General features: G+C 65.4%; 14 protein-coding genes and 1 tRNA gene. 6 read left to right on the forward strand and 9 right to left on the reverse strand.

Annotated elements, in window-relative coordinates; genetic code table 11:
- Position 1: 1 nt before the first annotated feature.
- From QF038_RS17140 to QF038_RS17150, 3 genes are all read right to left on the reverse strand, one after another.
- On the reverse strand, positions 2-400 hold the full coding sequence (locus QF038_RS17140; protein ID WP_307611585.1) for a 6-carboxytetrahydropterin synthase: 399 nt from the start codon (positions 398-400) through the stop codon (positions 2-4).
- Between the two features lie 3 nt (positions 401-403).
- Positions 404-1,462, reverse strand: coding sequence for a zinc-binding alcohol dehydrogenase (locus QF038_RS17145; RefSeq protein WP_307611588.1), 1,059 nt, complete (start codon positions 1,460-1,462; stop codon positions 404-406).
- 335 nt (positions 1,463-1,797) lie between these two features.
- Entirely contained in the window at positions 1,798-3,627 is a 1,830-nt protein-coding gene (locus tag QF038_RS17150; RefSeq protein ID WP_307613514.1) for an HNH endonuclease signature motif containing protein, read from the reverse strand.
- A 382-nt stretch (positions 3,628-4,009) separates the two neighbouring features.
- Here QF038_RS17150 and QF038_RS17155 point away from each other — a divergent pair.
- From QF038_RS17155 to QF038_RS17180, 6 genes are all read left to right on the forward strand, one after another.
- A tRNA-Ser gene (locus tag QF038_RS17155) sits at positions 4,010-4,099 on the forward strand.
- A 706-nt stretch (positions 4,100-4,805) separates the two neighbouring features.
- A complete protein-coding gene (locus tag QF038_RS17160) occupies positions 4,806-5,756 on the forward strand; it encodes a patatin-like phospholipase family protein (protein WP_307611590.1) in 951 nt (316 codons plus the stop codon).
- Between the two features lie 188 nt (positions 5,757-5,944).
- Positions 5,945-7,540 carry a CdaR family transcriptional regulator gene (locus QF038_RS17165; RefSeq protein WP_307611592.1) on the forward strand — a complete coding sequence of 532 codons (1,596 nt, stop codon included), beginning with the start codon at positions 5,945-5,947 and terminating at the stop codon, positions 7,538-7,540.
- Positions 7,537-8,469: a glutaminase gene (locus QF038_RS17170; RefSeq protein WP_307611594.1), complete on the forward strand. Its 933-nt coding sequence runs from the start codon at positions 7,537-7,539 to the stop codon at positions 8,467-8,469. Before QF038_RS17165 ends, QF038_RS17170 begins: the two co-directional genes overlap by 4 nt.
- 70 nt (positions 8,470-8,539) lie before the next feature.
- A complete protein-coding gene (locus QF038_RS17175; protein ID WP_307611596.1) occupies positions 8,540-10,060 on the forward strand; it encodes an amino acid permease in 1,521 nt (506 codons plus the stop codon).
- 50 nt (positions 10,061-10,110) lie between these two features.
- Positions 10,111-11,844 (forward strand): thiamine pyrophosphate-dependent enzyme, encoded by a 1,734-nt coding sequence (locus QF038_RS17180; RefSeq protein ID WP_307611598.1) that lies wholly within the window; start codon positions 10,111-10,113, stop codon positions 11,842-11,844.
- Between the two features lie 76 nt (positions 11,845-11,920).
- Here the strand turns inward: QF038_RS17180 and QF038_RS17185 are convergent, their stop codons facing one another.
- The 6 genes from QF038_RS17185 to QF038_RS17210 form a co-directional block, all read right to left on the reverse strand.
- Positions 11,921-14,191, reverse strand: a complete 2,271-nt coding sequence (locus QF038_RS17185; protein ID WP_307613515.1) for a gluconokinase, GntK/IdnK-type — start codon at positions 14,189-14,191, stop codon at positions 11,921-11,923.
- Between the two features lie 47 nt (positions 14,192-14,238).
- Entirely contained in the window at positions 14,239-15,468 is a 1,230-nt protein-coding gene (gene manD, locus QF038_RS17190; RefSeq protein ID WP_307611600.1) for a D-mannonate dehydratase ManD, read from the reverse strand.
- Positions 15,469-15,521: 53 nt separating this feature from the next.
- Positions 15,522-16,955 (reverse strand): glucuronide transporter, encoded by a 1,434-nt coding sequence (uidB, locus tag QF038_RS17195; RefSeq protein WP_307611603.1) that lies wholly within the window; start codon positions 16,953-16,955, stop codon positions 15,522-15,524.
- Positions 16,956-17,175: 220 nt separating this feature from the next.
- A complete protein-coding gene (locus QF038_RS17200) occupies positions 17,176-18,591 on the reverse strand; it encodes a mannitol dehydrogenase family protein (RefSeq protein WP_307611605.1) in 1,416 nt (471 codons plus the stop codon).
- Positions 18,588-19,994: a glucuronate isomerase gene (uxaC, locus tag QF038_RS17205; RefSeq protein ID WP_307611607.1), complete on the reverse strand. Its 1,407-nt coding sequence runs from the start codon at positions 19,992-19,994 to the stop codon at positions 18,588-18,590. The genes QF038_RS17200 and uxaC overlap by 4 nt, the downstream gene beginning before the upstream one ends.
- Before the next feature lie 116 nt (positions 19,995-20,110).
- Positions 20,111-21,172 carry a LacI family DNA-binding transcriptional regulator gene (locus QF038_RS17210; protein ID WP_307611609.1) on the reverse strand — a complete coding sequence of 354 codons (1,062 nt, stop codon included), beginning with the start codon at positions 21,170-21,172 and terminating at the stop codon, positions 20,111-20,113.
- Positions 21,173-21,247 lie beyond the last annotated feature (75 nt).

Here is a 21,247-nt window from a genome sequence, read left to right on the forward strand (position 1 = left end):
TTCAGGCCGCGCGAAGGTCCAGCGAGTACGTTGCCCAGGCGTCGGGGTTCTCCCGCAAGGTGACGTCGATTCCGGCGAGCTGGCCGCCGTCGTCGTCTTCCTTCAGCTTTGCCGCCACGGACTGCGCGATGTATTCCGCCAGCGCCTCGGTGGTGCTGAGCTTGCCTTCGAAGTCCGGGTGCTCGTCCAGGTTCCGGTAGTTCAGCCCTGCCAGCACCTGCTCGATGATGGTGCCTGCGGCACCGATGTCCAGGACGATGGCGTTGTCATTGAGCGTCCGACGGCGGAAAGCCACCTCGGCGACAAACGTTGCCCCGTGCAGGGCCTGGGCAGGACCGAAAGCCTCCCGGGGAAGGCTGTGGGCGATCATAAAATGGCGGCGGACGGTCAGGCTGAACATGGGCTACCTCTGGTCTTCGGTGGATGCTTCGCGGACGGGGTTTTCGGGGTGGGCTTCCCGGGATTTTTCGTCCTGGGGGTACTCGATGACGTGGCACAGTGCGTCCAGCGTGCCGTCTGCCAGTTCCTGCACCACGCCCGGCAGTTCGGAGAACGGTGAAGATCCGGTCAGGAACGCATCGAACACCGGATCCGCGAGGAGCGATACTGCCAGGTCCAGGCGGTCTGCGTTGGTCCTGCGGTGCCGCCGCGCCCGCGCTACTACCCCTACCTGGCTGGCCCTAATGGACAGGCGGCGGGCGTGGAAGTCTTCTCCCAGCGGGAGCGTGACCTCCCGGTTGGCGTACCAGGACATCTCAATGACGTCGCCCTCATCACCGACCAGCTGCAGGCTGCGCTCCAGCCCTTCCTGGGAAGCCGAACAGTGAAAAACGATGTCGCAATCGGCGAGGGCGTCGTCCGGATGCGCGAACTCCACACCCACGGTGTCTGCAAGCTGCCTCCGCCCCGGATCAAGGTCCACGAGCTGAAGGCGCTGCAAGGGAAAGCTCCGCAGCAGGGCGGCAACCATACCGCCCACCAGGCCCGCACCGACGACGGCGACCCGGTCACCCAGGCGCGGACCGGCCTCCCACAGGGCATTAACAGCTGTTTCCACTGTTCCGGTGAGGACCGCGCGTGGGGACGGCACGTCATCTGGAATCTTGGTGAGCGCAGCCAACTCCACCACGTACAGGTCCTGATGCGGGTTCAGGCAGAACACGCGCTGGCCGATCCACTCCTCCGGCCCTTCCTCCACCATGCCTACGGAGAGGTAGCCGAACTTCACAGGACCCGGGAAATGCCCCTCCTGATGCGGGGCGCGCATCTCTTCTGCAACACGCGGCGGGACCGAGCCGTGGTGGACTACCATCTCGGTGCCTTTGCTGATTCCCGAGTACAAGGTGCGGACTAAGGCCTCGCCCTTGCCGGGGGCGGGCAGCTCCTCAGGCCGGAGCTCACCGTGCTCCCGGGCCATGGTCCAGTAAGCCATTGCATGTCTTGGCGCGTGTGAATTAGTCATCTTGCTGATGAATCTAGCGGCCTGCGTGCCCGGAGGAAAGTTGGGCGGCCGTGCGTACCACGTTGTGGCTGCTCGACAGGCTCACTCCGTTTGATCCCGCACCAGCAGACGAGATCCGCACGCGGCCCCCATCCCTGGCCGCATCCCATCCCGGCCATACTCGAGCCGCACGTTCCTGTTTCCCCAGGCACACCCCAAGCCGCACGCGCAGGGTCCCTAGGCACTCGCGACTCGCACGACCTTTGGTCCCCTTGCATACTCGCCCCCGTCACACCCGATGCCGGCCGCATTCCATCTCCCCGGCTGCCATCACCACAGGCCCTCCTCACGACGGTTCAGGTGACGCCAGCGTTTGCGTCACGGACCATCTCCGGGAAGAGGTCTTTCGGGATCGGGTCTTTGGGTGGGCTGTCTGCCGACAGGAACCAGTCCGCAAACGTCTCTTCGGGAATCTCGTCTCGCAAATCTTCATCAGCGGCAGGTGAGTAGCACGGCGGTGGCCATTTCTCCGACGGGTCACCGGATGGTGGCCACAGCTCTGACGGGTCATCGGGCGGCTCCCACAGGTCCAGGAGGTCGTCAAAGGCGAGGATGCTCTCGGGCACGGCTGTGTCTGGCCAGTGTGGTGGTTCCCAGTCCTGATATTCGCTTTTATAGTGCCGTCCCGTGGGTGAGGTCCAGCCGGGTGGTTCGGTTTTGCTGCCCGGGGTGGGTTTCCAGCCGCTGGTGTGGCGAAGCTTGTGATGTTTCCGGCAGGGCTGTCCCAGGTTCGACACCCCGGTGCTGCCGCCCTCATGCCAGGCCAGGATATGGTCAGCCTCATTGTCCAGGGATGGGTTGTTGCAGCCGGGGAACGGGCATTTGCCGTCCCGCAGCCGAAGCCAGTTCCGCATCGCCTTGCTCACCCGGTAGCTGGTCCGGCCGATCTCCAGCGGCGCCCCATCCCGCGGATCCACCAGAACCCGGTAGAACGAGGCGGCCCCATCTGCGACGAGCCTGCGGGCCATCGAAGGCGGGATGGGTCCGAACCCGTCCAGCATCGCCGGCTCATCAGTCAGGCCCATCAGGGAGCAGACCGGCACGGTGACCAGCACCTGCGCCCGGATCGGTGATCCTAAACCAGAAGCTGTTCCCGAAGTGGTTCCATCACCTTGGCGGGGACCATCCGGTTCGCCGTCCCCGGCACTGTTGCCGCCGCCGGTACTGTCAGCACCGTTGCTGACACTGCTTGCGCTGATTTCATCGCCAGCCCCGCGGTCGCCGCCGGTACCCACGTCGTTGGCGGTGTTGCCGGCTGTGGTGCCGGTGGTGAGGAGGCCTTCGGTGAAGGTGTCTGCTTTGAGCTCGGGCAGGCTGCGGGTTTCGGTGGGGCCTTGCTTGCCGCGGGCGATGGCGCTGAGCCTGTTCCAGATCGCCGAGGCCTGGTCCGCGGGCAACAGCGCGGCGACCCAGGCCATCCCGTCGTTGTCCGGCCAGTACTCCACCCGCCGGTCCGCCACACTCCTGGCGTGGCGTTTCTCCAGGCTTTCGGGGTGGTGGCGTTCCCGCCAGTCACGGGCCCGGGCCTTGAACCGGTACGCCGGCATTTCCCCGATTGGACACCCGCGTGCCGCGCCCGGGGCGTCCGGGTCCAGGAAATGCGCCTCCAACGCGGCGGCCGCGGACCGGTCCAGGCAGGAGGTCTGCTCGACCATGGTCCGGGCGTGCGCCCAAGACATCGTCCCGGCCTGCAACGCCGCCAACGCCCTGGGCAATGACGTGGTCAGGGCGTGGGATTCAGCCAGCAGCGCACCGGCGGCCCGGTCACCGATCGCCAGCGCGCACCCGACCTCGGCCACCAGGCTCCTCTCCTGCGCCGAAGCCTCATAAGGAGAGGAAGCCGGACCATTCAATGCCTTCGTACCTTGGGCGACCACCGTCACGGCCAGTGCCTTCACCGCCGCGATTTTCGCTTCCGACCGCCCCACCGCAGCCAAAACGTCCAACGCCCCATCCACTAACCGCTGCAATGGATCATCATCGGATCCGCCAAGGCCACAGAAAACAGAACCGGAAGCGTCCGGGCAGGACCCGGCAGCGTCCTGGCCAGTCAGCACAGCCATAAACGCAGCGACCGAAGCATCAACCGCCCCCTCCGCCTGCACCACCGCCGGATTCATTTCCATACCTCCACCTTCGTGCGGGGGTACGACAAAACCGGGTGCCTCCGAACGCGCAGCGACGGCACCAGTGACTTCCTCCACCTGCGCCACCGCCGGATTCGTTTCCATACCTCCATCTTCCTGAAGGGGTATGACAAAACAGGGCCCCCTTGAGGCAGTCCCCCGCAAAATCCTTCAAACTTTTTCAGGCTCCTCCCGAACGCATTTTGAGGCTCCTCCCCAAACGCAGCTGGATAGGCATCGCATACCCCACTGCTGCGCGACCGTAATCCGCGCGGTCAGAGGCAGCAGGAAGGGTGGACGAGCAAGGCGGAAACAGGACAAGGGCCTCGTCGGCCAGCCCGTTTTGGGGTTGGGCGCCTCGCTCCGGTAACCTATTGAGGTTGGTGACGTGTCCGAGCGGCCGAAGGTGCAACACTCGAAATGTTGTTTGGTGTAAAAGCCAACGTGGGTTCAAATCCCACCGTCACCGCCAATACGAAAGGCCCTGCCTCCCTTCTAAACAAGGGGAAGCAGGGCCTTCTGCTGTACGCGGTGGTGGTCCCACAGGCAGGACAAAACGTGCGTGAGTCGGGAGTGTCGTATGCGTTCGGCCCAGGTTTCGGCTTCAGCGTGGAACTCTCCATCACCTCTGGCATTAAATCGGGCCACCCTCCATCACGTTGGCGCCTTACGGAGGCGTGAAAGGCATACGGCCGCGGCAGCACCGCCGTCGGACTTCATCAGAAGATGATGGAGCGATGGGCTAGAAGCCGCAGGAGGGATGGGGCGTCGTCCGTAAAGCGACAAAAGCTGATGGTGCGTTGCCCGAGAAGCGGCGGGAGGTGATGGCGCGTTTGGGTTCACGAACACAGCTCCGCCAGCACCCCGGCCACTCAAAACTTCAAAAGCTTAGCCAACGCCAATTTGCCGCGTGTTTCCTGGCAAAAAAGGCCCCTCCCCTACACATGTTTTGTCCTATAACCCGGCCCCGCAGTCCAGGAGTGGCGCGCATCAGCCGGTGCCCCGTCGACAGGAACAAGGAGGCGTGGTAGTTTTCCCGTGATCGTGTTCTTTCAACAGGAGGTGAGTCCCATGAACGCAGTATCCGCATTGGGCGCTCCCCTGGAGTCCACGATCGTGCGACACATCTAGTCGCCGCCGGGAGCGCCACACAAGGCAATTCGCGAAAGGCGACTCCCATGAACACCACATCTTCTTCCCCTCGTAACTCCGTCTCGACGACGGCTTACGACCTGCCAAGTTCCGGCCACAGGCGCGCCCTGGTCCTCGGCGGGGGCGGATCGACAGGCAATGCCTGGCTCATCGGCGTGATGGCCGGCCTGTTCGATAGCGGGCTGGACGTCACCGCAGCCGATCTGACTATTGGAACTTCAGCCGGCTCCACAGCCGCAGCCCAGATAGCTGGCGCGTCGCCGTCCGAGCTCTTTGCCGCCATCCTTGCCGCTCCGCCCCAAAAGCGGCCCGTTCCGGCTGGATCCGTCCCGGAACGCGTTGCCACCAGGCCTGTGGCCGACCATCTGGAGCGGATCAATAAAATCATCGCCTCCTCTGAAAATGCGGCTGATATGCGCCGGAAGATGGGCGCCGCAGCACTGTGCAGGGAGGCGGCTTCGGACGGTTCCTGGCAAGCACAGTGGCGCAGCACCGTCGCCGCGCGGCTACCCAATCAGGGGTGGCCGCAACGAAGGGTGCTCATCACGGCGGTCGATGCGCAGACCGGTGAACCGGCGGTGTTCGATTGCCACAGCGGAATCGACCTGGTGGACGCCATCGCCGCCAGCTGTTCCAGCGGCCTTCCCTACAGGATCGGAGATATTCCCTACATCGACGGCGGCTACCGGTCCAACGCAGAAAATGCCGATCTGGCAGCCGGATACCGAAGGGTGCTGGTGCTCTCACCGTTCGGCGGCAAATCACTGGTGCCGAAGCACTGGGGCGTGCAGCTGGCAACGCAGGTGCATGAGCTCCGTGTGCATGGCAGCAGGGTAGAGACGATCTTCCCGGACAGCAACTCGGAGCATATGTTCGGCGCCAACGCGATGGATTTCTCGCTCCGTCCGCCCGCCGCCCAGGTTGGTTACGAGCAAGGCAAGGCCTTGGCCGGGCAACTGACCGAGTTCTGGCGCTGAGGCTCCTCATCGCGCCGCCAGCCAGGCCGCCGGCCGGTATAGGGGAAGAGCAGGCGTCCCGGCTTGGACAACGAACCGAAAAAGGGCCACTGAATTGGGGTTCCCTCACAAATTCCGGCGGACCATGGCTGGATACCATGGGCTGACCGGACAGAGCCGTCCGGGACCGATCGACGCAGAAGGAACCCATGACCGCGGTTACGGTGGACCACATCCTCTCGGATCTCCCCCTGGGATTCGCGAGCCTTATCCTCCGCCCGGCGAATGGTTCCGCGATTGAACGTTTCCTGATCGCAGACGCTGAGGATGAGATGCCCGACGGCGCCGCCGCCTTTGTCCTGTTGATTGGGGTCCGCGGGCGGTCGGCTTTGCCCGCGTTGCGGCGGCTCCTTCAGAACCCGCCCCCGGTGGTCGCCGTCAAGGGAAGCCGTGAAGAGCTCTCCGAGGCTGAAGAGCTGCTCCGCGACGCCGGAACCGGCCTGCTCCTGGTGAACCCGACAGCCGACTGGGACCGCCTGCTCTCCATCGCCAAGGACCGAATCCAGCCGCGCAGTTACCAGAGCGAAGTCCTGACGCTCCTGGAAGAAGACCTTTTTGCCATCGCCCAGACCACGGCCCGGCTCACCTCGAGCCATGTGGTGATCGAGGACGCCGCCAACAAGGTCCTGGCATACTCCACCGTCTCGAACGACATCGATGAGCTTCGCAAGGCCTCCATTTTGGCCCGCCGGGGTCCCCGGAAATACGAGCTGCTGCTCAAGGACCTCGGCGCCTACCGGGAACTGCACGGGACACGGCTCCCGGTGCGCGTACCGGCGAGGCCCCAGGACGGGCTGCGCGAGCGGGTGGCCATCACTCTCTTCGCCGGGGACCGGATCATGGGCTATATCTGGCTGCAGGAAACTGGCGGCGGCTTCGGCCCGGACGTCGACCATGTGCTGAAAGGTTCAGCCGCCCGGACCTCAACTGAGCTGATCCGCTACCGCAACCAACAATCGGTGCACATGCGCGAAGACCGGATTGCGCGGATACTTTCCGGCCCGGCGGAGGCAGCAGCCAGTGCACACAGCGAGAAGATCCCCGCAGAACGCCCGGCGGCGCTGATCCTGATTGGGATATCCGATGCGGAAGCCCAGGCCGACGACGCCGCCCTGAAGCACGGCGAGCTTGCCAACCTGGCGTCCATCCACGCGGCCGCCTACAAAGCCTCTGCAATTGTGGGTCAGTTCAAAGGCGACACCGCAGTGATTGTCCCGGGCCTGCAGTCCGCAGCGGCGGAACCGGGACTCAAGGGCCTGGCCGACTCGATCGTGCGGGATGCGCGCAAACACCTGGGCATCACCCCGTTCGCAGCGGTGGGCCCGGTGGTCCCTGATCTGTTGTCCATCCACTCCATCACCCGCATCACGGAGGCCCTGTTAAGGTGCGTCAGCGGGGCGACCCAAACATCCGTTGCCACCGTGGACGACTTCGAAGGAGAGATCCTTTTCCAGGAGGCGGTGCAGAATTTCGCGTCCTCGACCTTCCGCCACCGCACCCTCTCGGCACTCCTTCGGGACGACCCAGAACTGGCCGAGACCCTGCGGACATACTTCGAGTCGTCCCTGGACGTCGCCGAATGCGCCCAGCGGATGAAGCTGCACAAGAACACCGTCTACTACCGGATCAGCAAGGCCTCCAGGGTGACCGGCCTGGACTTCGGCAACCCCCGGGACTCGCTGGTGGCCTTGCTCCATATCCAGGAATGGGCCGGAACACCCTCACAACAATCAGGCAGGAAATGACTACAGCACTTGAGGCGCCGCCACTTGGCCCCCTCCTGGACGACCTCGTCCGCAGCCACCGCCCGCAGCAAGAGGCCGGATCCGTCCCGGCAAACATTCCGTTCCTGGCCACCGTTCCTTTCAACACGTTCGGGATAGCCGTTGCCACCACTTCCGGCCAGCTCTTCAGCTCCGGTGACGCAGCGGTCCCCTTCTCCATCCAGAGCATCTCCAAAGTGTTTACGCTGGCCATGGCGCTCCAGGGCGACACGAGTGGAACACTGTGGACCCGCGTCCTGCGTGAACCCTCCGGTACCGCGTTCAACTCCCTGGTCCAGCTGGAAGTGGAACACGGAATCCCGCGCAACCCCTTCATCAACGCCGGTGCGCTGGTGGTCACGGACCACCTGATGGAAGGAACGCCCGACGCCGCCACGCAGCTTTTGCGGTTCCTCACCACTGAGGCCGGCAGCAGCGGGCCGTACATTGATGAGGCGGCAGCGTCCAGTGAGCTGTCCGGCAGCAGCCGGAACCTGGCACTTGCGCACTTCCTAAAGAATTTCGGCAACCTGAGCCAGCCGGCGGAATCAGTGGTGGAAAACTACGTCCGCCAATGCTCCATCATGATGACCTGCGTCGAACTCGCCAAGGCGGGGCTCTTCCTGGCCCGGGAAGGCCAAGGAACGCTCGGACGTGTCTTGTCCGCCAGCGATGCCAAACGCATCGGCTCCATCATGCTGACCTGTGGCATGTACGACGCCGCCGGAGAGTTCGCGTACCGGGTGGGCCTTCCCGGCAAGAGCGGTGTAGGCGGTGGCATCCTGGTCATCGTTCCGGGTGAGTGCGCCATCTGCGTCTGGAGCCCCCGGCTGGACGCTAAGGGCAATTCTCTTGCCGGGACTGCTGCCCTCGCCGATCTTTCCGACCGCACCGGCTGGTCCGTCTTCTAACGCTGCCGCGGCTAAAGAATCCATAACTTTCCCCAACCAGTTAGATCTCCCCAGATCGAAAGGATCACCCATGCCCAACAACCCCAATGACGAGGTTGCAGCACACTTGATAGACGGTGGGCATGCGCATGCCTCCGAGAGCGCCCTGCACGCGGAGGATAAGGGCTATCACAAGAATTTGAAGCCGCGGCAGATCCAGATGATCGCGATCGGCGGTGCTATCGGTACCGGCCTGTTCCTGGGTGCCGGCGGCCGGCTGAACGCGGCGGGCCCGTCCCTGGTGATCGCCTACGCCGTGTGCGGGTTCTTCGCGTTCCTGATCCTGCGCGCGCTGGGCGAACTGGTCCTGCACCGGCCCTCGTCGGGCTCGTTCGTGTCCTACGCCCGGGAATTCTTCGGCGAAAAAGCCGCGTTCGTCTCCGGCTGGTTCTACTGGATCAACTGGGCCACCACCACCATCGTGGACATCACCGCCGCCGCCCTGTACATGCACTTCTTCGGCAACTACATCCCCTGGATGGCCGACGTCCCGCAGTGGGCCTGGGCCCTGACCGCCCTCATCGTCGTCCTGGCCCTGAACCTGGTCTCGGTCAAGGTCTTCGGCGAAATGGAATTCTGGTTCGCCCTGATCAAAGTCGCCGCCCTGGTCATCTTCCTCATCGTCGGCACCTACTTCGTCATCTTCGGCACCCCCGTGGACGGCCAACAAGTCGGCCTGAGCCTCCTCAGTGACAACGGCGGGATCTTCCCCAACGGCCTGCTGCCCATGATCATCCTCATGCAGGGCGTCCTGTTCGCCTACGCCTCCATCGAGCTCGTCGGCACCGCCGCCGGCGAAACCGAAAACCCCGAAAAAATCATGCCCAAGGCCATCAACTCCGTGGTCTTCCGCATCGCCGTGTTCTACGTCGGCTCCGTGATCCTCCTGGCCCTGCTGCTCCCGTACACCTCCTACGAAAAAGGCGTCAGCCCCTTCGTAACGTTCTTCGGCTCCATCGGCATCCAGGGCGTGGACGTCATCATGAACCTCGTGGTCCTCACCGCCGCCCTGTCCTCCCTGAACGCCGGGCTCTACTCCACCGGCCGGATCCTGCGCTCCATGTCCGTCAACGGCTCCGCCCCGCGCTTCGCGTCCCGGATGAACAAAGCAGGCGTCCCCTACGGCGGGATCGCCATCACCGCCGCCGTCTCCCTCCTGGGCGTCCCGCTGAACTACCTCGTCCCCGCCCAGGCCTTCGAAATCGTCCTCAACGTCGCCTCCGTCGGCATCATCATGACCTGGGCCACCATCGTCCTGTGCCAGATCCAACTCAAACGCTGGGCCGACAAAGGCTGGCTCGAACGCCCCTCCTTCCGCATGTTCGGCGCCCCCTACACCGGCTACCTCTCCCTCCTCTTCCTGGTCGGCGTCCTCATCATGGTCTTCATCGACTCACCCCTGACCATGCTCGTCACCGCCATCGCCTCCATCCTCATGGTCATCGGCTGGTACGCCTGCCGCCAACGCATCCACGAAATCGCCGAAACCCGCGAAGGCCACACCGGCCTCTCCCCCGTCATCGCCAACCCACCCGCCGAGACCTTCAGGTAATCCGGAAAACAACAACAGCCATCCAAGAACCCGAACAACAAAGAAAGACCATGACAACCCAACCCGCAGCAACCCTGACCGCATCACCCACCCGGCCTGCCGCCGTCGAGCCTTCCCGGCAGCACAACGCCCAGGAAGAGAAGGCACCACCGGCAACCAAGTCCGCGGGGCACGTCATAGTTGATTCGCTGCTGGCGCACGGCGTGGAACGCACGTACGTGGTGCCGGGCGAGAGCTTCCTGGACGTGCTGGACGGCCTGCATGCTTCGGACATCGAAACCATCGTGTGCAGGCATGAAGGCGGCGCCGCCTATATGGCGGAGGCCGACGGAAAAATGAACCAGCGGCCCGGCGTGGCCATGGTGACCCGCGGGCCTGGCGCTGCCAACGCCCACGTGGGCTTGCACACCGCGTGGCAGGACTCCACCCCCATGCTGCTCTTTGTGGGCCTGATCCCGTTCGCCCACCGCGACCGGGAGGCCTTCCAGGAGTTCGACATCAAGGCCTGGTTCGATACCGGTGCCAAGCGCGTCATGGTCCTGGACCACGCGGAGCGGGCGTCCGAGATCGTGGCCGAGGCGATGTTCGCCGCCATGAGCGGCCGCCCCGGCCCGGTAGTGGTGGGCCTGCCGGAGGACATCATCCGCCAGCAGATCGAGCCGGCGCTGCATCCCGCAATTCCCGTGGCCGCCGGCGGCATGAGCAGCACGGACGCCACGGCCCTCCGCGCTGCACTGGCGGAATCGCGCAAGCCATTGTTCGTCACCGGCGGCAATGACTGGACACAGGAAGCGGCGGACCAGCTGACCGGCTGGCTGGAACGGCACCAGATCCCGGCAGCCGCCGAGTGGCGGACGCAGGGAACAGTATCCTTCGATTCGCCCTCCTACGTGGGCCCCATCGGCTACGGCCGGCCCCGCCCCACGTACGACCTGCTGGAGGAAACCGACCTGCTGGTGTTTGTGGGAACGGTGCCGGGGGACGTCATCACGGACGGGTTCGTCTGCCGCCAGGACTGGAACAAAAAGAACTTCCTGGTGACCGTGGACCCGTCGCTCCGCGGGCGCTCCGGTCCGGTGTCGCGGCAGATCCTCTCCAAGCCGGAGGCTTTTGTGCAGGACCTGGCCGGCATTGACCTCCCGGTGAAGGAAGAGTGGAAGGCGTGGACGGAGCGGATGCGGGGCGAGCAGGAGCACTTCGCCGCGCTGCCTTCGGCTGTCCCGGCAGCGGGACAGGCCAGGATGGACACCCTGATGGCGAACCTCGTGCCGAGGCTGCCCGAGGATGCCATGGTGACCTTCGGCGCCGGGGAACACACCAACTGGGCCCACCGCTACTTCCCCACCCGCCGCTACGCCTCCATGATCAGTGCCCGCAACGGCTCCATGGGGTATTCGGTGCCGTCAGCCATCGCGGCTTCCCTGGCAGACCCGGAGCGCCGGGTGGTCACCATCGCCGGGGACGGGGAGTTCCTGATGAACGGCCAGGAACTCGCCACCGCCGCCCAGTACGGCGCCACTCCACTGGTGATCGTGATGGACAACCAGGAATACGGCACCATCCGGACTCACCAGGAACGGCACTATCCACAGCGCGTGTCGGGTACCCAACTGCAGAACCCCGACTTCGCTCTGATGGCCAAGGCCTTCGGCGGTTTTGGAATCACGGTCACCGAGGACAAGGACATTCCTGCCGCCCTTGATGCAGCTTTTGCCGCCATTGACCAGGTCGGCGTCTTCGCCCTGATCCACCTCCTCGTCGAACAGCGCGTGAAGGCGTACTAAGGGTAGGAGGCGTACAGCAGCGGACGACGGCGGGAGGTCCCGCCGTCGTCCGCTGCTGTTGTGTGGGGAGTTCCGCCTACAGCCGGGTGTCGAAGGATCCGCAGAACACGTTGTCGTTGAAGGTTCCCTGGAACGCGGACTTGCCCTGGATCTTGTCGATGGTGGCCCGGATGGCTTCCCGGGATCCGGCGTGGGCATGGATGGCCGTCTTCACCATGGGGACGTCAATCAGGTGGTTTGGCTGGTTGAGCGACACAAACACCGTGGGCACCTCGGTGACGTACCACGGGATCTCCGCGGCCATGGGCGAGGACCACTTGATCCGGATGGCTGCCTCCTGGGCGAACCCCTTAACGTTGGCGAACACGAACGCGGCGTCGTACCTGTCCGCGTAATCGCCGGTGGCTTCCTCGGACAGGACCCGCATGAAGTTCATCCCCGTCTCCCCCGCCGCTTCCCGCTGCTCGGCAGTCTTGAAGATATGCACCTCAAAGCCGGCAGCTTCGAGCTCTTCCTTGACCGTGTCCAGGTAGGCCAGCGGGTCGGCCCGGGTGAAGTCAGCGCCGCCGGAAATACCGTACAGGCGGATCCTGGGATGCGTCTGCGGCGTGATGGGCAGGTTGTTGGCCGTGTCCTTGACCAGGGTGACGGTCTTCTCCGCGATCTCCGCCGCGATGGCCCGGTGTGACTCGCTGCCGATGACGGCCAGCGCCTCCGCCGGCGGCACGAGCTCAGAGACGGGCTTGCGGTGCAACCCCAGTGAAGCCTTCAATCCCAGGATTCTGCGCAGCGCGTCGTGCAAGCGCTGTTCGGTGATGACGCCGGATTTATAGCCGTCCAGCATGTACTGGAAATCCTCGGCGGGGTTCCGGAAGAACAGGAACATGTCGCAGCCTGCCGCGATGGTGGCCGGGACCAGGTCCTTGCGCTTCATTGCCTGGGTGAGGCCCACCATGAGCGAGGCGTCGGTCAGGACCAGTCCGTTAAAGCCGAGTTCGCCGCGGAGCAGGTCCTGCAGCAGCTCCGGCGCCAGCGTCGCGGGGCGGATGCCCCCCTCCGCGAGGCCTGGCCGGAAGTGCCGGGACAGCTCCGGCGCGCCGATGTGCCCCACCATGATGGACTGCACGCCATGGCCGATCATTTCCCGGTACACGTGCCCGTAGGTGCGGTTCCACTCCTCGTAGCCAAACGTGTTGTAGGAGGTGACCACGTGCTGGTCGCGCTCGTCCACGCCGTCGCCGGGGAAATGCTTCATGGCGCACACCGTGGGAGATTCGCTGATGCCGTCGAAGTATTCCTTGGCCCGCTCCACCACGATGTCCGGCGTGTTGCCGAAGGACCGGGTGGAGATGACCGTGTTCCGCCAGTTGTAGTGGATGTCCACGATGGGGGCAAAGGCCCAGTTGCAGCCCAGCGCCGCGGTTTCCACCCCGGCCACCTGCCCCATCTGGCGGGCGATGGCCTTGTCCGGATGCGAGCCCGCCTGCAGATGCGTGGACACAAACGTTCCGTCATCACAGCTTCCGGCTCCGCCCATTTCCGGGTTGGACGCCACCAGCAGTGGAATGCGGGTCTTGGACTGCGCATAGCGGATGTGCTCCTGCACCGCGGCCGAGGGCCCGGGCCGGTAGCGCATGCCGCCCACGTGGAAGTTCTCCAGGACACCATCGAGGTACTCCGGGGAGTAGTCGGTGTTGTGGTTGATGAACAGCTGGCCGATCTTCTCCTCGAGGCTCATTCCGGCGAGGATGGTTTCCACCCACGCGACTGCGTCGCCGTCGAGATTAAACGGCGCAGCCTGGAGGTCGACGTCGAACTGCCGCGGCCGGGTGCCTGCGGCACCCGCAATGCCGGCAACATCAGCAGGACGCCCGACGGCGGTAATCCCGGCGAGTGCCTCCTGCACCACCTGTTGCACGGGGGCGGCGATGTCGACGACGAGGCCGGCTTCGTCGGCGCGGAGCGGTTCCAGCGTGGCCAGCTGGGACTCGAGGAGGGCGGGCGGCATAAAGTGCCCGGTCCGCCCCTCGGTGCGTGCCCGCAGGACCTCTTTGCTGCCGTGCAGGTGCAGGAAGATGGTGTCCGGCGCCTGCGCCCGGATGGCGTCGCGGTAGCTGCGGCGCAGTGCCGAGCATGCCAGCACCAGGCCGCCGTCGCCGGCGTTGGCCAGCTCGGTGCCCACGGTGGCGAGCCAGGGCCAGCGGTCCTCGTCCGTCAGGGGCGTGCCGGCGGCCATCTTGGCGACGTTCTCCACGGGGTGGAGGGAATCGCCGTCCAGGAACGGGACGCCGAGTTCCCGCGCCACGAGGTCGCCGATGGTGGTCTTGCCGCAGCCGGACACGCCCATCACGACGATACGGAGCTTGGGCTTGCCTGTAGTGGATTGGGGAGTGTTCACCAGTCGTGGACCGTTCCGTCGATAAGGCGGTTGTAGGGCAGGTAGGCCTGCTGGTACGGGTAGGCCGCTGCGGCTTCTTCGTTGAATTCGACGCCGATGCCCGGCTTGTCGCCCGGGTGCAGGTAGCCGTCCACAAAGGTCATGGATTGTTCGAAGACCTCGTTGGTCTTGTCCGAGTGCTGCATGTATTCCTGGATGCCGTAGTTATGGATTGCCAGGCCCACGTGCAGCTGCGCGGCGAAGCCCACCGGGGAAATGTCCGTGGGGCCGTGGAAGCCGGACTTGATCTGGTACTGCGCGGCAAAGTCCATGACCTTCTTCAACGGGGAAATCCCGCCGAAGTGGGTGGAGGCGGCACGGACGTAGTCGATCAGCTGTTCCTTGATGATGGTCTGGTAGTCCCAGACGGTGTTGAAGATTTCACCGATCGCCAGCGGGGTGGTGGTGTGCTGGCGGACCAGGCGCAGCCCTTCCTGATTCTCGGCCGGGGTGCAGTCCTCCAGCCAGAACAAGTCATACGGCTCCAGCGCCTTGCCAAGCTTCGCCGCCTGGATCGGCGTCATCCGGTGGTGCCCGTCATGCAGCAACGGGATCTCCGGGCCGAACTCGTTCCGGACCGCCTCAAACACGGTGGGCAGGTGGCGCAGGTAGGCGCGGGTGTCCCAGTCCTCCTCCACCGGGAAAGCACCCCGGCCGGCGGGTTCGTAGTCGTACCGCTCCCCCGAGGCCTGCGCCTGCGCGGCCACACCATAGACGGCCTTGATGCCGGGGACGGCGGTCTGGATCCGGATCGACTTGTACCCGAGCTCCAGGTGCTCCCGCACCGAATCAAACAGCGAGGGGAGGTCCGCACCGGAGGCGTGGCCGTACGCGCGCAACCCGTTCCGGGACGCCCCGCCCAGCAGCTGATACACCGGCATGCCCGCCAGCTTGCCCTTGATGTCCCACAACGCCATGTCCACCGCGGCGATCGCGGCCATCGTTACCGGGCCCCGGCGCCAGTACGAGGACCGGTACAGGAACTGCCAGGTGTCCTCGATCCGGTGCGGATCCTTCCCGATCAGCAGCTGCGCCACATGCTCCTTCAAATACGCGGCAACAGCCAGCTCACGCCCGTTCAACGTGGCGTCACCAATACCGGTCACCCCATCCTCGGTAGTGATCCGGAGCGTCACGAAATTCCGGGAGGGACTGGTCACAAAAACGTCAGCAGCAATGATTTTCACAGCAGGTCCTTTCAGGGGATGGACTGGAAGCGGGAAGTTGGGACGGAGGGGGCTTACTTGAAGGTCGGCGCCGCGGGCTTGGCGGCGGCAGCGGGTTCGCCTGATGCACGGTTGGCGCTGCCGGCGGCACTTCCGGCTGGATCGGCGTCGGCTTCGCTGCTGGTGCGGCGGGCCCGGATCTCGGCCAGGATCTCTGCATGCAGGGCATCGGTGAGCTTGTACTTGGACATCACCAGCAGGGCCAGGAGCGCAAGGACGGCGGGGATGGCACCGGCGGCAACCTGGATTCCGAAGACGGCGTCGGCGCTTTGGGCGGCGCCGGACTTGTAGCCTCCCAGGGCGAGGGCATAGGCGGCGAGGGCGCCGCCTACGGCCTGGCCGGTCTTGCGGGTAAAGGAGAACAGGGCGTAGGTGATGCCTTCGGTGCGGACACCGGTCTTCCATTCGCCATATTCAACGGTGTCTGCTTCCAGCGCCCACACCACGATGCTGACGGCCATGACGCCAACCACGCAGAGCAGGAGCCCGCCGAAGCCGATCCACGTCTGGCTGGCAGGCGTCAGGAAGACGACGATGCCGCCGATCACCGTGACCACGGAGGCGTAGACGTAGACGTTCTTTTTGCCGACGGCGCGGACCAGCCGGGGCATGACGGCGGCCAGGACGAAGGTCAGTACCAGCTGGATGATGGACAGGACCGGGTACAGGTCCAGCCGGCCCAGCACGTCGCGCAGGTAGTACAGCTGGACCGAGGTGAGTGCCAGGTAGCCGGAGAGGAAAAGGAAAGAGCTCAGGCACAGCATCAAGAGCGGCTTGTTGCCCTTCAGGGTGTCGAGGCTCTGTTTGAGGGTCACGTTGGGCACTGCGCGGTGGACGCGTTCCTTGGCGGTGAAGACCGTGAAGAAGTAGAGGGCGGCGCCGATCACCACAAAGGCCAGCGTGATGCCGGTGAAGGTGGCCTGCAGGTCGGCTCCCGGCTTGATCAGAGGTGCCACAAAAATGCCCAGCGATGAACCCACGAGTGCGGCGCCCACCATGCGGGCGGATCCCAGCTTGGCGCGTTCGCCCGGATCCTGGGTCATGGCTCCGGCCAGGGAGCCGTAGGGGATGTTCACCAGGCTGTAGGCCAGGCCAAGGGCTGCGTAGGTGACATAGGCGTACAGCAAGGTGCCGGACTCGCCGATCTGCGGGACCGAGAATGTGGCCACGCTCAGCAGAAGCAGCGGGATGGAACCGAACATAATGAACGGGCGGAACTTGCCGAACCGCTTGCTGAAGGTGCGGTCCACCAGGCGGCCGGCGAAGACGTCCGCGAAGGCGTCGAAGATCCGGACTGCCAGCAGCAGGGTGCCCGCGGCGGCCGCGGAGATGCCGGCAACGTCGGTGTAGTAGACCAGCAGGAACATGGTGGCCGTGGTGAAGGCCAGGTTGTTGGCGGCGTCACCGGCGCCATAGCCGGCGATGCTCATTTTGCTCAGCTTTTTCATGATGCGGGCTCCTTTACCCGGGGCGGCCTGGGGCGGCCAAAAAAATAAAGCGTCAGGGCCGGGGGTGACCGGCGGGGTTTGCTCTGCTGTAATCCTAATCACGTGGCAAACAAATGGCAAGCGGTTGCCAAAAGATCGTTGAATTTTCAAGAAAAAGGGCTGCCCGGCACCTTCGAGGTGCCGGGCAGCCCCAATCGCAGCAGGCGTGGCGGATCAACGATCAGCGGGAAGCGGAGCTGCCTGCCACCGTGCCACACAGGCTTTCCACCAGGCCCACTATGGCCGCGTCTTCGGCCAACAGCGGATCGACGACGGCCAGCAGCGCCTTGATGCGCTCAGTGCCGGACAGTCGGTTGGCAGCAGCCACTTCTTCCCCCAGGGGGTCCTGGAAGGTTGCTGCCACGCTGAAATCCATCCACGCGGCGATCATGAGTGCGGCGGCTGCACCTGTCCTGCCGGCTGCACGTTCAGCCTGCAGCACCGGGACGGCGCGCATCCGCAGCTTGGTGCTGCCGTCCTGGGCAATTTGTGACAGGTTGTGGGCGATTCTGGCGTTGCCGAAGCGGGCCAACAGGGCTTTGCGGTAGGCAGGGATGTGCAGTTCGACGGCGGGCAGGTTCGCCTCGGCTTCGTCCCAGAAGGCTTCCACTGCCCGCAGGCATTCGGTGTCTGCGAGAGCTTCGGCCACGGTGAAATGGCCCCGCAGCTGCCCGGCGTAGGCGAGCAGTGAGTGTGCGCCGTTGAGCAGCCACAGCTTGCGGTTCTCGTACGGCTCGATGTCCTCCACAAAGAGGGCGCCGGCGTCTTCCCAGCGGGGCCGGCCGGCAGGGAAGTCCCCGCTGAGCACCCAACTGGAGAAGGGCTCGGCCACCACAGGGGACGTGTCGCGGTACCCGCAGGCCTCCCGGACGTCAGCACGATCCTGGTCCGTGGTCCTCGGCGTTATGCGGTCCACGGAAGTGCTGACGAAGCTGACGTTGGCATCAATCCAGGCGGCGAGCCCGGAATCCCAGGCGCCGGCGAACCCGGCGACAGCCTGCCGCGCAACCGCTCCGTTGTTGGAGAGGTTGTCGCAGCACACCACGGCAATCGGCCCGGAGCCCGCGTCCCTGCGGGCGGCAAGTGCCAGCGCGAGGCGCCCCAGCGGCGTAGCCGGTCGGCGGCCGCCGGAACCCAATAGCGCAAGGTCGGTGGCGACGTCGGGCGCGGTGATTTCCAGCGTGCCGTCGGCACCCAGCCCGTAAGCCGCCTCCGTGATGGTAAGGGTGACCAGGGCAGTCCCGGGCGCGGCCACCAGCCCGGTGAGCCGCTGCAGGTCCGCGCCGTCCACGGCCTCCACGATGCTCCCCACCACGCTGAAGGAATCGCCGCCGTCTGCGCGTTCCACCAAGGTAAACAGTCCGTCCTGTTCCGCCAGGGCGACGGCGGCGCCGGGGCGGCGGCCGGTAAAGGCGGCGATCCCCCACTGGTCCGCATCGCCGGCCTGCTGGGTGTACCAGGCCTGGTGCGAGCGGTGGAAGGCGCCCAGGCCCAGGTGGACAATCCGCACCGGGGCTTTGGGCAACGGGCGGAGCGTGCGGTTCAGCTGCGGAAGGTCCGTTGCCGGAACAACCGGAGCGTGCAGTTCCGTGCTCACAGCTTGAACACCCGGCGGGGCGACCCGTCCACGATGTCCACAATCAGTTCGTGCGCACGGTCCTCACTGACCCGGTGTTCGGCGACCAAGCGGGCCAGGAATGAGGCTTCGATCCGGCGGGAGGCGTCGTGCCGGGCCGGGATGGAGCAGAAGGCGCGGGTGTCGTCGATGAAGCCGGAGGACCGGGAGAAACCTGCGGTCTCGGTGACCGCGGAGCGGAACCGCAGCATCGCATCCGGGGCGTCCAGGAACCACCACGGCGCACCCAGGTACACGGACGGGTAGAAGCCTGCCAGCGGCGCGAGTTCGCGGGAGAACACGGTCTCGTCCAGCGTGAACAGCACCAGGTGGAAGTCCTTGGCGGTGCCGAAGTCCTGCAGGACCGGGCGGATGGCCTCGGTGTAGTTGATCGCGAAGGGGATGTCATGCCCGGTGTCCGCGCCGAAAGTGTTGAAGGTGGGCTCGTGGTGGTTGCGGTACGAGCCCGGGTGGATAGTCATCACCAGGCCGTCCTCCACGGACATGCGGGCCATCTGGTACATCATGTGCGCTTCGAAATTGTCCCGGTCCTGCGCCGTGGCCTTGCCGGAACGGGCGCGGTCAAACAGCCTGGCCGCGTCCGCGGCGTCGAGCTTTAGCGTGGCAGGGGTGCGGACGCCGTGGTCGGCTGAGACCGCGCCGTGCTCCACAAAATAACGACGCCGGTTCTCCAGCGCGGTGAGGTACGCACCATAGCCGGTGCCGCCGTCGCCCGCTGCCGCGATGAGACGGTCCACGTTCTCCGACCACGCCGGGTGGGCGATGTTCAGGTAGGCGTCCGGGCGGAAGGTGGGCAGGACCCGGCCGTGGAAGGTGGGATCCTGGGCGATGGCCTGGTGGCTTGCCAGTGTATCCAGGGGATCGTCAGTAGTGGCCAGGACCTCGATATTGAAGTCCTTGAACAGCTCCCGGGGCCGGAAGCCAGGCTCCTGGAGTTTGGCCGAGATGGCGTCGTAGCTGGCATCGGCGGCGGCCTCGCTCAGCTCGCTGTTCAAACCGAAGACGCTATGGAACTGGGTGCGGAGCCAGTAGCCGGAGGCCGTGCCCTCGAATAAAGGCCAGGCCTTGCAGAATTCGCGCCACACGGTACGGGATTCCGGTGCGGAAGTGTTGGATTCGCGCAGCTGTTCCAGCGGGACACCGCTGGCGTGGATCAGCCGGGTGACGTAGTGGTCCGGGCTGACCAGCAGCGCTGCCGGGTCGGGGAAGGGGGTGTTCTGCTCGATGACTGCGGCGTCAACGTGCCCGTGCGGGGAAATGATCGGGAGGTCCTCGACGCGCTGCAGGAGTTCGCGCGCAATGCGGCGGGTTCCGGGATCAGCGGGCAGGAGCCTGTCTGGGTTGGCGGCAATCGACTGTGACATACGTCAATGGTCCGGGCTTCATGGCATCCTTGTCAACCGGTTGCCAAAACTTGCCATTCCAGTTTCCGCCGCCGGGTCGCGGCCCGGGTAGTGCAGGCAAGGGAGTTTCGGGCGGGCTAGCCCTTGGGCAAGAGCCGGCCGCTGGAACCTCGCAGCACCAACTCCGTCTCCACCCTCTGGATGCCTGCCGGATCCCCGTTGCCCTGGAGCAGATCAAGCAGCAGGGCCGCAGCTCCCGAGCCGCACTCCCCCAGAGGCGAGCGCACTGTGGTCAGAGGCGGCGTGGTGAAGTCCGCACCGAAGATGTCGTCAAAGCCCACGATGCTGATCTGGTCCGGCACCACCATGCCGCCGGCCTGCAGCTCCTGCATCAGTCCGATGGCCAACAGGTCGTTGTACGTCATCACGGCCGTGGCCCCGGTGGCCAGCACGTCGCGCGCCGCCTGCCTGCCGCCGTCGACCGTTGGTTTGGTGGACTCCACCCGAACCGGCTCCAGGCGGGACCAGTCACACGCCGCCTGAACGCCTTCCCAACGCCGGGCGGACATCCAGGAGCGCGCGGGGCCGGCCACGAAGGCAAGCTTTTTGTGGCCGTTCGCCGCGAGGCTGCGTACCGCTTCCCCGATGCCCTTCCGGACGTCAGGAATCACGCACGGCAAGCCCTCCACCTCGCGGTTGATGACCACCACCGGCTTGTCGCGGGACAGGGCCCGGATGTCGTCATCGTCCATGCGGGGGCTGGCCAGGATGAGGCCGTCGGCAGTGCTCATCATGCGGCGGGCCGCCGTGAGTTCGGTGACTGCTGACTCCGCGGACTCGGCCAGGACCAACGTGTAGTCCCTTGCAGTGCCGGTCGTCTCGGCGCCGCGGATGATGTCAAAGAAGGTGGGGTTGGTGATGTCCGCGACGATCAGGCCGAACGTGTTGGTCCTGCCGGTGGGCAGCGCCCGGGCGAACGGGTTGACCTGGTAGTTCAGCTCGGCGGCGGCGTCCTCGATCAGCTTCTGGGTCTTGGCGCTGACGCGGCCCGGCTTGCTCAAGGCCCGCGAGACAGTGGACGGGTTGACCCCGGCCACCTTGGCAATGTCGTAGATGGTGGCGTTGCCCTTGCCGGCCCGGGCGTGCTTTTTGGCGGCCTCCGTTGTTGCGGCAGGGCCCTGCGTCTTGGGTTCGGTCACCGCCCCATCCTAACGAGCATCAGGCAAGAAGTGGCCAGCGGTTGCCGGGCGGCCCGGCGGGCGTGCCCGGCAACC

This window comes from Pseudarthrobacter sp. W1I19, from assembly GCF_030817835.1.
Classification (GTDB): domain Bacteria; phylum Actinomycetota; class Actinomycetes; order Actinomycetales; family Micrococcaceae; genus Arthrobacter.